The sequence below is a fragment of the Shewanella inventionis genome (assembly GCF_014641855.1).
Classification (GTDB): Bacteria; Pseudomonadota; Gammaproteobacteria; order Enterobacterales; family Shewanellaceae; genus Shewanella; species Shewanella inventionis.
On the sequence record NZ_BMII01000060.1, the window covers coordinates 1 to 14,534 of the forward strand.

6 protein-coding genes and 1 pseudogene are annotated in these 14,534 nt (G+C 44.1%); 6 read left to right on the forward strand and 1 reads right to left on the reverse strand.

The annotated features are described in order from the left end of the window. Positions 1-143: 143 nt before the first annotated feature. Together IEW93_RS20720 and galU are read left to right on the forward strand one after the other, a co-directional pair. Positions 144-572 (forward strand): annotated as a pseudogene (locus tag IEW93_RS20720) (O-antigen ligase family protein); the annotation flags it as partial. A 785-nt stretch (positions 573-1,357) separates the two neighbouring features. Then, on the forward strand, positions 1,358-2,248 hold the full coding sequence (gene galU / locus IEW93_RS20725; protein ID WP_188741117.1) for a UTP--glucose-1-phosphate uridylyltransferase GalU: 891 nt from the start codon (positions 1,358-1,360) through the stop codon (positions 2,246-2,248). 538 nt (positions 2,249-2,786) lie between these two features. On the opposite strand, the gene mnmC1 is transcribed toward galU, so the two are convergent. Beyond that, positions 2,787-4,682, reverse strand: coding sequence for an FAD-dependent 5-carboxymethylaminomethyl-2-thiouridine(34) oxidoreductase MnmC1 (gene mnmC1, locus IEW93_RS20730; protein WP_188741121.1), 1,896 nt, complete (start codon positions 4,680-4,682; stop codon positions 2,787-2,789). Between the two features lie 360 nt (positions 4,683-5,042). Between mnmC1 and fabB the strand changes: the two genes are divergently transcribed. The 4 genes from fabB (at position 5,043) to IEW93_RS20750 (ending at position 14,289) form a co-directional block, all read left to right on the forward strand. Continuing rightward, a complete protein-coding gene (gene fabB / locus IEW93_RS20735; protein WP_188741122.1) occupies positions 5,043-6,257 on the forward strand; it encodes a beta-ketoacyl-ACP synthase I in 1,215 nt (404 codons plus the stop codon). A 1,230-nt stretch (positions 6,258-7,487) separates the two neighbouring features. Next, on the forward strand, positions 7,488-8,615 hold the full coding sequence (locus IEW93_RS20740) for a 4-phosphoerythronate dehydrogenase (protein WP_188741118.1): 1,128 nt from the start codon (positions 7,488-7,490) through the stop codon (positions 8,613-8,615). Positions 8,616-8,804: 189 nt separating this feature from the next. Then, entirely contained in the window at positions 8,805-9,821 is a 1,017-nt protein-coding gene (locus IEW93_RS20745; RefSeq protein WP_188741119.1) for an aspartate-semialdehyde dehydrogenase, read from the forward strand. 286 nt (positions 9,822-10,107) lie between these two features. Further along, entirely contained in the window at positions 10,108-14,289 is a 4,182-nt protein-coding gene (locus IEW93_RS20750; RefSeq protein ID WP_188741120.1) for a FimV/HubP family polar landmark protein, read from the forward strand. Positions 14,290-14,534 lie beyond the last annotated feature (245 nt).

The following is a 14,534-nucleotide window of genomic DNA, read 5'->3' on the forward strand; positions in this document are numbered from 1 at the left end:
CCTTTTAGAGCAGCATCCACTAAAAGCCAGTAAACCAACCAAAATAAGAAAGGCAGCATGGAATGGCGATTTTAGGAGCGAGATTTTCTTTGGTTAAAAGATTTAACAAAGCTTAATCCCGCCCTGCTTCTTTTACTTCAGAAACTCGCGATGAAGTGGTTATTGATAGCATTCCCATCATAAAAGATAACTTATTAACTGGTACTGGTGGCGGCAGTTTTTATACGGTTTTTCCGCAATTTCAGCCGCAGTTTTATTCAGGTTTTTACGACCATGCCCATAATGAATATGTGCAGTTTGTAGTTGAATATGGCGTGGTGATGACCGCTATTTTAGGCTTGTGGGTGCTGTATGCCTTCTGGCTAGCCTGCCGTACCATGTATTTACGTAATAACAAGCTCTATAAAGGTATCGCCTTTGGTTGTGCAATGGCCATTGTGCACATGTTAATCCACTGCACAGTTGATTTTAACTTACAATCACCCGCCAACACCCTGCTGTTTTTAACTATCTTAACCTTGTGTTGGCTAGTACGATATTTACCATCTGATAACCAAAAAAGAGTGAAATAGCCGCAGATCTTGCGAGGTCCTAGGCCCTAGAATCGAGAGTCTAGAAGCTAGAGTCTAGAATCCATCCCGGTAACTCTTATAAAGCCGGGATAAAAGCACTCGAGGACAGAGCATAGAGCCTAAAACCTAGTACCTAGAGTCTGTCATTTTTATGCCGTCATCCCTGAGATCTTTTATCAGGGATCCAGGTGTTGCACTTGATTTTGACTTTTAAGCCGTCATCCTCAAATGCTTTAATTGGGGATCCAGGTGTTTCTTTTAAGAATCGAGGTCGCTGCGCTGCAAGTCACAAGGTCGGACTTCGTCCTGCAAGAAAAATCCGAGCAAAACCAACACCTGGGTCCCGGCTCAAAAGCGTTACCGGGACGACGTAGTAGTGGGCGGCGTTGATGTGACGTGGCTATTCGCTTTGCCGTAATCTTTATGCTGTTATCTTTTATGCCCTTGTCTTTATATGCCGTCATCCCTGAGATCTTTTATCAGGGATCCAGGTGTTGCACTTGATTTTGACTTTTATGCCGTCATCCTCGAATGCTCGTATCGGGGATCCAGGTGTTTCTTTTAAGAATCAAGGGCGCTGCGCTGCAAGTGACAAGGCCGGACTTCGTCCTGCAAGAAAAATCCGAGCAAAACCAACACCTGGGTCCCGGCTGAAAAGCGTTACCGGGACGACGTAGTAGTGGGCGGCGTTGATGTGACCTTGTATTTGACTTGCTTGTCACTTGTCACTTGCCACCTTTACCTTTTTAATTTTTACCATTAGCACTCGCTAAATAAGGATATTTATGAAAGTTGTAATCCCCGTTGCCGGTTTAGGCACTCGTATGTTGCCTGCTACTAAAGCGATCCCAAAAGAAATGCTGCCTTTGGTTGATAAACCACTGATTCAATATATTGTCGACGAATGTGTCAGTGCCGGGATTAAAGAAATTGTGTTGGTAACTCATGCCAGTAAAAACGCGATTGAAAACCACTTTGATAAATCGTATGAGCTCGAGTCAACGTTAGAGAAGCGTGTTAAGCGTCAGTTATTGCACGAAGTGCAGTCTATCTGCCCTAAAAACGTGACCATAATGCATGTGCGTCAAGGTGAGGCTAAAGGGTTAGGCCACGCGATATTATGTGCTAAGCCCTGTATTGGTGATAACCCGTTTGCTGTGGTGTTGCCCGATGTGATTTTAGATTCTTACTCTGCTGATCAACGCACTGAGAACTTAGCATCAATGCTAATCCGTTTTCGTGAGTCGCAAGCCAGCCAAATTATGGTTGCGCCAGTGCCAGATGATCAAGTGCACAAGTATGGTATTGCTGATTGTGGTGGCGAAACTATTAACCCTGGCGATTCAACCAAAATATTTACCATGGTTGAAAAACCAGAAGTGGGTAAAGCGCCATCTAATTTAGCCGTTGTCGGCCGTTATGTATTGTCTGCAAAGATTTGGGATTTATTAGCACGCACGCCTCCTGGTGCTGGTGATGAAATTCAGCTCACAGACGCTATTGATATGTTGATTGAATCTGACACCGTAGAAGCCTTTAATATGACAGGTAAATCACACGATTGTGGCGACAAACTTGGTTACATGAAAGCCTTTGTTGAATATGGCTTACGCGATCCAAAATTAGGCGGCGACTTTAAGAAAGAACTCGCAGGATTATTAGAAGAATATAGATAGTTTTGTTCTTTTAGTCTGTCATCCCTGAGATCTGTTATCGGGGATCCAGGTGTTGCACTTGATTTTGACTTTTATGCCGTCATCCTCGAATGCTCGTATCGGGGATCCAGGTGTTTCTTTTAAGAATCAAGGGCGCAGCGCTGCAAGTGACAAGGTCGGACTTCGTCCTGCAAGTAAATGCAAACGAGCAAGAGCCAACACCTGGGTCCCGGCTCAAAAGCATTACCGGGACGACGTAGTAGTTGGCGGTGTTTGGGGTCGGTGGCCGTTCGCTTTGCCGTAATCTTTACGCTGTTATCTTTTATGCCCTTGTCTTTGTATGCCGTAATTTTTAATGCCGTCATCCCTGAGATCTGTTATCAGGGATCCAGGTGTTGCACTTGATTTTGACTTTTATGCCGTCATCCTCAAGTGCTTTTATCAGGGATCCAGGTGTTTCTTAGCTTCTAGCAGGACGAAGTCCGCTCTCTGGCGAGCTTGCGAGTTCCTAGAACCTGTATTCCGTAAGCGAAGCGTTCTGTATGCCGTTATCTAGATTCTAGAAGGACGAAGTCCGTTCTCTGGCGAGCTTGCGAGTTTCTAGAGCTTTGCCTTTTAATAACTTGCGTAGCCACATTCTGTTGGGGCTGAGTAGGGCTTGTAGCTCCAGATTGAGTGGTGACAGTTGGCCACATAAGTTTGCGGCTAAACATTCTGCCACCAGTGGGCCTGAGCTTAGGCCGCGTGAGCCGAGGCCGCCGAGTACGTATAACCCTTCATATATAGGTGCTGGTGTGGTTTGCCAGTAACGTTGCCATTGGCTTGGTTTGTCTTTTGATTGTTGCTGAATGGCATATCGCTTAAATAACTCATCTACATCGGTTGCGCAGCCCATGACTGGAAAGTGGTCGCGGCTGACCATTCTTACGCCAACTCTGGCATCGTTGTTTGAAACATCAATATCGTTTGGCCAGTTTGAATGAGGGAAGCTTTGCTTCATCTTTAGGCTGTTTTCGTGTTGCTCTTGTGGGCAAAAATTAAGGTGCTGTGGATCTTTAACATAACTTGCACCTACACAATGTTGCTTGTTGTGTTGTGGTGTTAAGTAGCCGTTTGCACATATTACTGTGGCAAGTTGTGCCAGTTCACCTTGCGCGGGTATATGGCTGACTTGACCTCTAAAACCGCTGATTTGCAACTGTTTTGTTTGTAGTAAGTCGGTAATGTGAGCGCCCGATGCCACAACCAGTTGTTGATGGGTTGCAATGGCGGGCTCATTTTTATTGGAATGGAGTGCCCAGCCTTGTGGCCCTGATTTTATCTCGTTGATATGGCTATTATAAACAACAGTAACGTTAGCTAAGGTTTGTGCTTTGGCGATAGTGGTTTGTGCAAATTCAAACGGGCACACCCACCCGCCTAGCGGATAATAAAAGCCTGATTTATCAATATCGAGATTGGCGATTTGGCTTGCCTGTTTGGCATTAACGGCTGTCGCGATTTCGGCTGGCCAGTGCTGGCCATTGATGATTTTGGTTAATCTTGCTTCGCTGCGCTTGTCGAACCCTGTGTGCAGTACCCCGCACCATTGATGGCCGATGCTATAGCCGTCATCAACTAACGACTCAATTTGACGGCGGCTGAATAAAAACGCTTGCTGAAAAAACTGGCTTAATGGGCCATTTTCTGGGGTGAGTAACGGGTAGATTGCTCCTTGTTTATTGCCTGATGCGCCCTGGCCTAGTTGTGCTTCTTTGCAGTAAATAATACTGTTTTTGCCTCGTTGTGCTAACGATAAGGCAAGGCTTGCTGCGGCAATGCCGCCGCCGATAATGGCGATGGGCTGGTTGTTGTTAATACTGTTTGCAATGGGGTTATAAGCAAACTGTTGCTTGAGTTGTTGAGTTAATGCGTTGCGCTCTGCTATGGCGATGTCATCGGCTGCTGTTGAGCTTTCAACACTGGTTATAAAACCACAATGGTGCAATTGTTGACTGATGTTGCTGTTGTTTGGTTGCTCATCAAAAGATGAAACAGTAAAGCTTGCATTATTTGCGCTTAATCGGCCACATTGCCATAGGGTTTTGGTGTTAAAAAAGTGATCTGAATACTCAGCCTGGCTCGTATGGGGTAGGGCAAACCAATGCTGTATGCACTGTGATGCGGGCGTTGCGATTAATGCTAATTGTTGCAGTGGCTTACCAAAATAAACATCCACAGTTAGGGGGATGTGATTAAATGTAAGACGCTGGCACCCATTAATAGCTGCAAGTTCTGTGTTTAATAATGCATTGGTGTGAGCAAATAAGTTATGGTTGGGTGCTAACAAACCTTGTTGTAACCAGATTTGCTGTAATTGCTGCCGATTGATAGGATTTAGTGCCAATACAATAAGATGCACACGCTGTTGTTGGTGTTTTGCTAAGTGCTGATTTGCCAGATGAACGGCCTGCATTAACAGGAGAATTTCATGGGCATCAGCCAGGCCAAATTGGCCAAGGGTGAGCAATTTTTTTGGTGTATTTGAACCTTGCTGACCGTCATTGGTTTGCAATACTGCATCGATATAGTGTTGAACAGATTGATAGTATCGTTTTTGGGCGTTAGTGTTATTGACTAACAATAAGCTGTTGTATGTTGGTTGATCCGTGTTAGATACCGATATCGATGTGGTTTTATTCAAAATATTTTACTCATGCCCCATAACTTGGCATTATTTTACCTGCGTTTATGGAAAGCTGACCACTTAATTGCTTCAAAGAAGCTATGATTGCCGCAATTAAGTACCGACATGTACCAAATGGATAGAAATAAAATGAAAAGAGTCGTGATCACCGGAATGGGTGTTGTTTCAAGTATCGGCAATAACAAGCAAGAAGTGACTGAGTCACTAAAAGCCGGTCGTAGCGGTATTACCCACTCTGCCCAGTTTGAAGAAATGCAATTACGTAGCACAGTTTGGGGCGATATTAAATTAGACCCAACTGAACACATTGACCGTAAAGCCTTACGTTTTATGGGTGATGCTGCAGCTTATGCTTACATTGCTATGCAAGAAGCTATTGCTGACGCTAATTTGACTGAAGAACAATATTCTAATTTTCGTGTTGGTTTAGTTGCTGGTACTGGTGGCGCTTCGTCTAAAAACCAGGTTCAAGCTGCTGACACATTGCGTGAAAAAGGCGTTAAGCGTGTAGGGCCATACATTGTGCCTCGTATTATGGCCAGTACTGCAAGTGCATGTTTAGCGACTCCTTTTAAAATTAAAGGCGTAAACTACTCAATTAGTTCTGCTTGTGCTACGTCTGCACACTGTATTGGCCACGCGGTTGAACTTATCCAAATGGGTAAGCAAGACATGGTGTTTGCTGGTGGAGCAGAAGAAGTGGATTGGACCTTAACCATGGGCTTTGATGCGATGGGCGCGTTGTCGACCAAGTACAATGCAACGCCTGAAAAAGCGTCACGTACTTATGATGCAGACCGTGATGGTTTTGTTATCTCTGGTGGCGGCGGGATCGTGGTTGTTGAAGAGTTAGAGCATGCGTTAGCCCGTGGTGCAAAAATTTATGCTGAAATCATTGGTTATGGTGCTTCATCTGACGGTTACGACATGGTTGCTCCGTCTGGTGAGGGTGCTGTTCGTTGTATGCAAATGGCGTTAGCTGATGTTGATACTCCAGTTGATTACATTAACACTCATGGTACATCAACTCCTGTTGGTGACATGCGTGAACTTGAAGCATTACGTGAAGTGTTTGGCGACAAGCTGCCTGCGATTGCATCTACCAAGTCATTAACTGGCCATGCTTTAGGCGCAGCGGGTGTACACGAAGCCATTTACAGCTTGATTATGATGGAAAACAGCTTTATTGCCCCAAGCATTAACATTGATAACCTTGATGAAAAAGCCGCAGGCATGCCAGTTGTGCAAGAAATGCGCAGTGCAGATTTGAACACAATCATGAGCAACAGCTTTGGTTTTGGTGGTACAAACGCCACACTAGTGATGCGCAAGTACAAAGCGTAATATGCGCTAGCAGCATAAACTGCTAAACCTCATAAAAGCCAGCATTGGAAACAACGCTGGCTTTTTAACGTCTGGAGGTAGGGGCGAGGTGCTAGGTACTAGGAACTCGCAAGCTCGCCAGAGAGCGGACTTCGTCCTGCTAGGGGCTAGATAACGGCTTACAGAACGCTTCGCTTACGGAATACAGGGGCGAGGTGCTAGGAACTCGCAAGCTCGCCAGAGAGCTGACTTCGTCCTGCTAGGGGCTAGATAACGGCATACAGAACGCTTCGCTTACGGTTTTTCGTACGTCGTCCCGGTAATGCTTTTGAGCCGGGACCCAGGTGTTAAATCTGTCATTCCTGCAATGCTGTTGAGCAGGAATCCAGGTGTTGGCTCTAGGTTTTAAAGGCTTTCAAACAAAGTCAAAAGAAACACCTGGATCCCTGATAAAAGATCTCAGGGATGACGGCATAAAAGATAAAAGCGAAGAGTAAAAGATAACGGCATGCTTCACCTCTGTCATTCCTGCAATGCTGTTGAGCAGGAATCCAGGTGTTGGTTTTTAGGTTTTAAAGGCTTTCAAGCAAGGTCAAAAGAAACACCTGGATCCCTGATAAAAGATCTCAGGGATGACGGCATAAAAGATAAAAGCGAAGAGTAAAAGATAACGGCATGCTTCACCTCTGTCATTCCTGCAATGCTGTTGAGCAGGAATCCAGGTGTTGGTTTTTAGGTTTTAAAGGCTTTCAAGCAAGGTCAAAAGAAACACCTGGATCCCTGATAAAAGATCTCAGGGATGACGGCATAAAAAATTACGGCATATAAAGACAAGGGCATAAAAGATAACAACGTAAAGATTACGACAAAGCGAATAGCCACGTCACATCAACGATGCCCACTACCACGTCGTCCCGGTAACGATTTTGAGCCGGGAGCCAGGTGTTGACTTTGGGTTCTAGGTTTTAGGCTCTGTCCTCGAGTGCTTTTATCCCGGCTTTATAAGAGTTACCGGGATGGATTCTAGATTCTAGATCCTAGGTTCTAGGATCTAAAACTCAACACCTGGATCCCTGATAAAAGATCTCAGGGATGACGGCATAAAAGATAAAAGCGAAGAGCGGTATTTACAACAATTTGCCATTGTAAAATTGTGCTGGTTTTTCTCGTTCAGTTGTTGGCTTTGGTATAAGATACGCTGCATAAAAATGCGATGTTATGTCGTTTATTCGCTAACAATAAGATACCCGAATGAAAATAATTGCTGATGAAAATATGCCTTATGTTGAAGCCTTGTTTGGCGACTTAGGTGAGATTGAGTTTGTTAATGGGCGTAATCTAACCGCGGTGCAGGTTAGCGATGCAGATGTGTTGTTGGTTCGTTCAGTGACTCAGGTTAATGCTGCATTACTTGATAAAGCACAAAAGCTTAAGTTTGTGGGTAGTGCCACGATTGGGACTGATCATGTTGATGTTGAGTATCTTAACCAGCGTGGTATTGCGTTTACAAATGCTCCTGGGTGTAATGCTACGGCTGTTGGTGAGTTTGCTTTTATTGCCATGCTTGAATTGGCGCAGCGTTTTGCAAAGCCGTTAAGCGGTAAAGTGGTGGGGATTGTGGGTGCCGGTAACACGGGGACGGCTGCGGCTAAGTGTTTAGAGGCCTATGGCCTTAAAGTATTGTTGTGCGATCCGGTGAAGGCTGAGCAGGGCGATACCCGTGATTTTGTGTCGTTAGACACTTTGATAGCCCAGGCTGATATTATTAGTTTGCATGTGCCAATTACCAAAGAGGGTGAACATAAAACCTGGTATTTGTTTGACGAGGCTCGCTTAAATCAATTAAAACCGAATACTTGGCTGTTAAATTGTTGCCGCGGTGAGGTGATTGATAATCGTGCATTGATTAAGTTTAAACAGCAGCGTGATGATGTAAAACTGGTGCTGGATGTTTGGGAGGGTGAGCCTAATCCCATGGCAGAATTGGTCTCTTTGGCTGAATTTGCTACGCCACATATTGCAGGGTACAGCTTAGAGGGCAAAGCGCGTGGTACTTTTATGTTATACCAAAAGCTGTGTGATGAACTTGGAGTACAAGCAAAGCAGTCGTTAATGAGCTTGTTACCACCATTTCAGTTTAGTCAGATTGACCTGCAAGATACGCTAACTGAAAGCCAACTGCTGTCGTTATCGCGTTTAGTGTACGATTTGCGTGATGATGACGTAAAGTTTAGGCAGTGCTTTGCCACTGCGGCAGGGTTTGACCAAATGCGTAAAAACCATACCTATCGCCGAGAGTTTAGTGCTATTACGCTCAATAGTGCGTTGCCACAAATACCGGATATTACCAAGCCTTTACACAGTTTGGGTTTTCGCTAACTAATATCATTTAGCTTGTCTTTGTTTTACGTTATTGGCCTTATCGCGCCAAGATAAATACACTTTTTTAGCCAGTTGAGAAAAAATCACTTCAAAGCTGGCTTTTTTAGTACATTAACGCTGGCAAAGCACAACTAAACTAGGGTAGATTGATTGTTCAAACTGGATAATAGGAGTCGAGCGTTAATTATGTCTCAGGAATTTAATGTAGTCGTTTTAGGTGCATCGGGCGCAGTGGGTCAAACTATGATTGAGATCCTCGAGCAGCGTAATTTTCCGGTTGCTAAGTTGTTTCCATTAGCGAGCAGTCGCAGTGCTGGCGAAACGGTCAGTTTTCACGGTAAACAAGTAGAAATTCTTGACGTAGAAACGTTTGATTGGAGCCAGGCTCAAATTGGTTTCTTTTCTGCTGGTGGTGACGTATCTGCTAAGTGGGCGCCAATTGCCGGTGAAGCGGGCTGTGTAGTTATTGATAATACCTCACATTTTCGTTATGACATCGATATTCCATTAGTGGTGCCAGAAGTTAACCCTGAAGCCATTGCGGATTTTCGTAATCGTAACATCATTGCTAACCCAAACTGTTCAACCATTCAGATGTTGGTTGCACTAAAACCAATTTATGATGCGTTTGGTATTTCGCGTATTAACGTTGCCACTTATCAGTCTGTGTCTGGTACGGGTAAAAAAGCGATTGAAGAGTTAGCAAGTCAATGTGCTAAGTTACTGCAAGGCTTGCCTGCAGAGCCGTCTGTTTATCCTAAGCAAATTGCATTTAACGTGTTGCCGCAAATTGATAAGTTTATGGAAAATGGCTACACCAAAGAAGAAATGAAAATGGTGTGGGAAACCCAAAAGATTTTTGGTGACGACGAAATCGTGGTTAACCCAACGGCTGTGCGTGTGCCTGTGTTTTATGGTCACTCTGAAGCGATACACATTGAAACGCGTCAACCTGTTGATGCTGAAGATGTTAAAGCAGTTTTACGTAATGCTCCTGGTGTTGAATTATTTGAGAGCGACGACGAATACCCTACAGCGGTAACCGAAGCTGCGGGTAACGATCCTGTGTATGTAGGGCGTATCCGTAAAGATATTTCTCATTCTCATGGTATAAATTTATGGGTTACTGCCGATAACATTCGTAAGGGTGCGGCATTAAACAGCGTACAAATCGCCGAAATTTTGATTAGAGATTACTATTAATTGAGCTTGGTTCATTGCTAATCTATTAATCGATAAGTGATTTAGTTTAAAAAGCCTGCAATTTGCAGGCTTTTTTTGTTTTACCTGCGCCAGTAGTAGCAGGGGTGGCGGATCTAGTTTATAGTCGTAAATGTATCATTTTTAACATCTATACTGATTTTTTCAGAGCAAAAGATAGCTCCAAACCGATGTGATTTGATATAGTAAACACTATAACTAACGATAAAAATTGCCTACAGCCTGTTGCCATGACGGTAACTCAATAGCGCTTAAAGGGAAGGATTGGATGACTTTGCGTATTTCATATATTTTGGGTTTAATTGCCTGCTCGGCTGTTGGCTTAACCAGTTTTCCGTATATTGATGCTGCTCATGCAGAAACATTAAAAATTACGGGGCCCAATGGTGAGGTTAAGCAGCAAGCTAAGCGCCAATATGGTCCCACTACTTCTAGAGACACCTTTTGGAGTATTGCCCAAAAAGTCAGACCTAATGACAGGGTTAGTGTTTATCAGGTAATGGCCGCAGTTTTTGACGCAAATCCACATGCGTTTAGTGGCAATAATTACAATACTTTAGAGCGTGGGATGATTTTATTAATCCCGTCTGCCGATGTAATGGCCGCGATACCCGATAGTGTTGCAAGACGACGTGCAGAGCAAGATGACCGCCAAATTGCTCGTCAAACCCCTCAACCTCGCATTATTCCAAAACCTGTTGTCAACAAACCTGCCCCCATCATTGAGGTGGTGAAAAAGCCAAATGCTGATCAACCACTGCAAATAGCACAACAGGCCCCAGCGGTTAAGCCACAACCTCAAGCTGCAAAGCAAGCTGATAGCGCTGAGATAAAAGACTTAAATTCTGCCATTGATAAAGCCAATACTAAAACATTAATGCTTACTGATGAGCTTGCTAGAGTTCAAGATGAGCTAATGGTGAGTAATAATGATAACCAGGCGCTTAAAAACAAAATTGGCCAGATGAATTTAAACATTTCGTCGCTCGAAGAAGATTTACAACTGTTAAATGAAAAGCACGACAAGTTAACCATAGAGTACGAAAAACTATTACAACAAGTTGGCGATAATACTGTGGCGCCTGTTGTTGAAGAACCTACAGATTTTTGGCGCAGTTTAATGGACAACACCATGCTGCTGATTGCGGCTGCGTCGTTGCCATTGTTATTGATATTTGGTTTTATTTTTTGGTTACTCACGCGCCGCAATAAAACACAGGCCGCAGTAGAAGAGCAGGAGGCTAAGCAACCTGAAGCCGCTGCTAAGCAAGCTGAAAGCCCTGCTCAAGATGTTGAAGTGGATGATGAAAACGATTTAGTTATCCACTTAGACGACGATGATGATGAGTCTATCGATGATTTATTAAATTTAGACAGTGCCGAACTGCGACCTGAAGCCTCTCTTGCCAACGATACCGAAATGGACTTGGCTGATGACGTATTTGCCACCGAAGATGAAAACAACGACGGTTCGTCATTGGATGATTTATGGGCCGAGGCAATGGAAGAGCAAGATTCTGATCTTGAACCCCTTAACGATGACGATGATCTGGACAGTTTATTAGCAGGTTTAGATGACGAGCCTGCTGCGAAATTGTCGAGCACTGCACCTGAAGATGATTTAGACAGTTTGTTGGCGGGTCTTGATGGCGACGACGCCTCAGACAATGATGCTCTCGATGCCTCTGCTGAAAATGACATTGACTCGTTGCTGGCCGAATTTGATATGCCTGCCGAAACTGAGTCTGATAAGACACAAGCTGCCGAATCTGAACCAGAGCCAGAGTTAGAAGACGAAGAGCCAGAAGCCGAGCCAGAAGCTGAAACTGTATCAAATGACGATGATATCGACTCATTGCTTGCCGAATTTGATATGCCTGCAGAAACTGAGTCAGATGAGACGCAAGCTGCAGAAACTGAATCAGAGCCAGAGCCTGAAACTGTATCAAATGACGATGATATCGACTCTTTGCTTGCCGAATTTGATATGCCTGCAGAAACTGAGTCAGATGAGACGCAAGCTGCCGAATCTGAATCAGAGCCGGAGTTAGAAGACGAAGAGCCAGAAGCATCACAATTAGACGAAGAGCCAGAGCCTGAAACTGTATCAAATGACGATGATATCGACTCTTTGCTTGCCGAATTTGATATGCCTGCCGAAACTGAGTCTGATGAAACGCAAGCTGCCGAATCTGAATCAGAGCCGGAGTTAGAAGACGAAGAGCCAGAAGCATCACAATTAGACGAAGAGCCAGAGCCTGAAACTGTATCAAATGACGATGACATTGACTCTTTGCTGGCCGAATTTGATATGCCTGCTGAAACTGAGTCTGATGAGACACAAGCTGCCGAAGCTGAATCAGAGCCAGAGTTAGAAGACGAAGAGCCAGAAGCCGAGCCAGAAGCTGAGCAAACATCAGAATTAGACCAAGAGCCTGAGACTGAGTTAGATACAGCAGAGGCTGACGATGACATAACTGATCAGCCTACATCAACAGATGATGACACCGAACAGTTATCAACTGAACTCGATGACGAAAACGAACAACCGTCTGATGACGATATTGATAGCTTATTAGCCGGATTAGCTGCAATACCTGAAGATAAAGACCAGCAATTGGCACTTGATGATGGCGAAGAAGACGATTTAGCTTCTCTCATCGCTGCCGAGCTTGAAGATGATAGCGACGAACAGAATGATGGATCTGTAGAGTCTGATGATGATATTGATGCGCTGTTAGCGAGTTTAAATGAACCCGTAACCGAACCAGAAACGACTGATGTTAGCGATGTCGATGAGACAGAAGCTGACGATGAAGATTTAGCTGCGCAAATTGCAGCCGAATTAGAAGATGAGTCAGATACCGATTCTGAAGCTGACAGTGTTCTTGACGATACGGAGCCAAGTGATGATGACATTGACGCACTGCTGGCTGGTTTAGACGAACCGCTTGATGAGCCAAGTGATGAGCCTAATGATGAGCTTAGTAATGAGCCAAGTGATGTACCTAGTCATGAGCCAGTTACAGAAGCGACAAGTGCCGAGCAAAGCGACGATACACAAGCTGACGATGAAGATTTAGCAGCGCAAATTGCAGCCGAATTAGAAGATGAGGATCTCAATAATATTGCTGCAAATATTAGCGATAGCAGTGACGATGATATTGATGCATTGCTTGCTAGTTTTAATGAACCACAAATGGACTCGCCATTCTTTCAAGAAGATGCGCAGGGCGTGGCTCCGAAGGCTGAACCAGCAGAGCTAGATGACGATGTAGAAGCATTGCTGGCAAGTTTTGAACAAGAGGTTGAAGATGACGATGCACAGTCTAGCCTTGAGCCACAACAGGACGTAGAGAGCGAACTTGATAGCCTTGAAGATCAAGATTTGTTCAATGAACTCGACGAATATTTAAATGATTTAGATTTAAATAACACTGAAGACAATGACGACGATGCATCGCCTGAACTAGACGGTGACGATAAATCATTTCTTGATGCTGAACTTGACGCATTATTAGCACAAAGCGACAGTGACGATACGATTGATGACGCCCTTGAAGAGTCACTTGAAGACACACTTGAAGAGTCACTCGAAGAGAGTGGTGAAGTCGTTGGCAGTGATGACACAGACAAGCAAGCTTTAGCGTTTGAGCTTGAAGATGCCGCCATAGAAACACCAGAAGCAGATGACACCTCTGAAGACGAGCTCAATGCATTACTTGCATCAATGGGCGATGATGATGTCACCCTTGATGATTTGGATTTTGACAACACAGATGCACCTAGCGCAGACGAAACACCGCAGCACTCAGCTAAAGCTAATAAAGATTCTGGTTTCTTTAACGATCTAAAAGCCAATAAGCCAAAACCGGCAATGCTCGATTGGGAAAGCGATTTGTTTAAAGCGGCTGAAACCGCAGCTAAAACGAAATCTGATGAGCTTAATGTAAGCGACGATGACTTACTCGCTGCGTTTTCACAATCGTTAAAAGAGGATGACACTGATGATTATACCTCTGAAGATGACTTTATTCTTAGCGACGATAACTTAACCGTTGATGAAGCATTAGCCGCGCTAGACGAAAAAGAGCGTAGTAAATTCTCAGAGTATAGCGTTAGCGATGACGACCTAATGAGCTTTGAACGTGAAAATGGTTATATCGACATTGATAAGCTATTAAACGATGCTGATGAAGATGACGACAGAACAGATCAATATAAAGACGTTGATGTTGATATGGGTGAGGTGAACTCGCTCATTGGCAATGCCGATATGATAGATGTTGACGATGAGGAAAACTCGGTCAATGCCAAACTAGATTTAGCACGCGCTTATATTGAGATTGAAGATCAAGACAGTGCCAAAGCATTATTAAAAGAAGTGCAGATGGACGGTAATGATCGCCAAAAAGCTGAAGCTGATAGCTTGCTCAAAGGCTTTCGTTAATCATTAAGTTGTTAGGTTTTATCAATAAACGGCGCAGAAATCTGCGCCGTTTTTATAACCGAAAAATACAAATACTAGAGCCTAGAATCGAGAGTCTAGAAACTAGAAGCTAGAAGCTGTGAGCTTACGGCAGCGTAGCTCAACTTATTTCAATTAACCTGATTTAATCATTGTAACTAAATCAACCCGGTCACAATGATGCCAGATAAACTCCTTAACACCCTCGCTAACTTTGAACAGTGGCG

Coding starts and splice junctions, on each gene's coding strand:
- IEW93_RS20745 (WP_188741119.1), top strand. CDS start 8,805: ATGTCTCAGGAATTTAATGTAGTCGTTTTAGGTGCATCGGGCGCAGTG.
- galU (WP_188741117.1), top strand. CDS start 1,358: ATGAAAGTTGTAATCCCCGTTGCCGGTTTAGGCACTCGTATGTTGCCT.
- IEW93_RS20740 (WP_188741118.1), top strand. CDS start 7,488: ATGAAAATAATTGCTGATGAAAATATGCCTTATGTTGAAGCCTTGTTT.
- fabB (WP_188741122.1), top strand. CDS start 5,043: ATGAAAAGAGTCGTGATCACCGGAATGGGTGTTGTTTCAAGTATCGGC.
- IEW93_RS20750 (WP_188741120.1), top strand. CDS start 10,108: ATGACTTTGCGTATTTCATATATTTTGGGTTTAATTGCCTGCTCGGCT.
- mnmC1 (WP_188741121.1), bottom strand. CDS start 4,682: ATGCAGGCCGTTCATCTGGCAAATCAGCACTTAGCAAAACACCAACAA.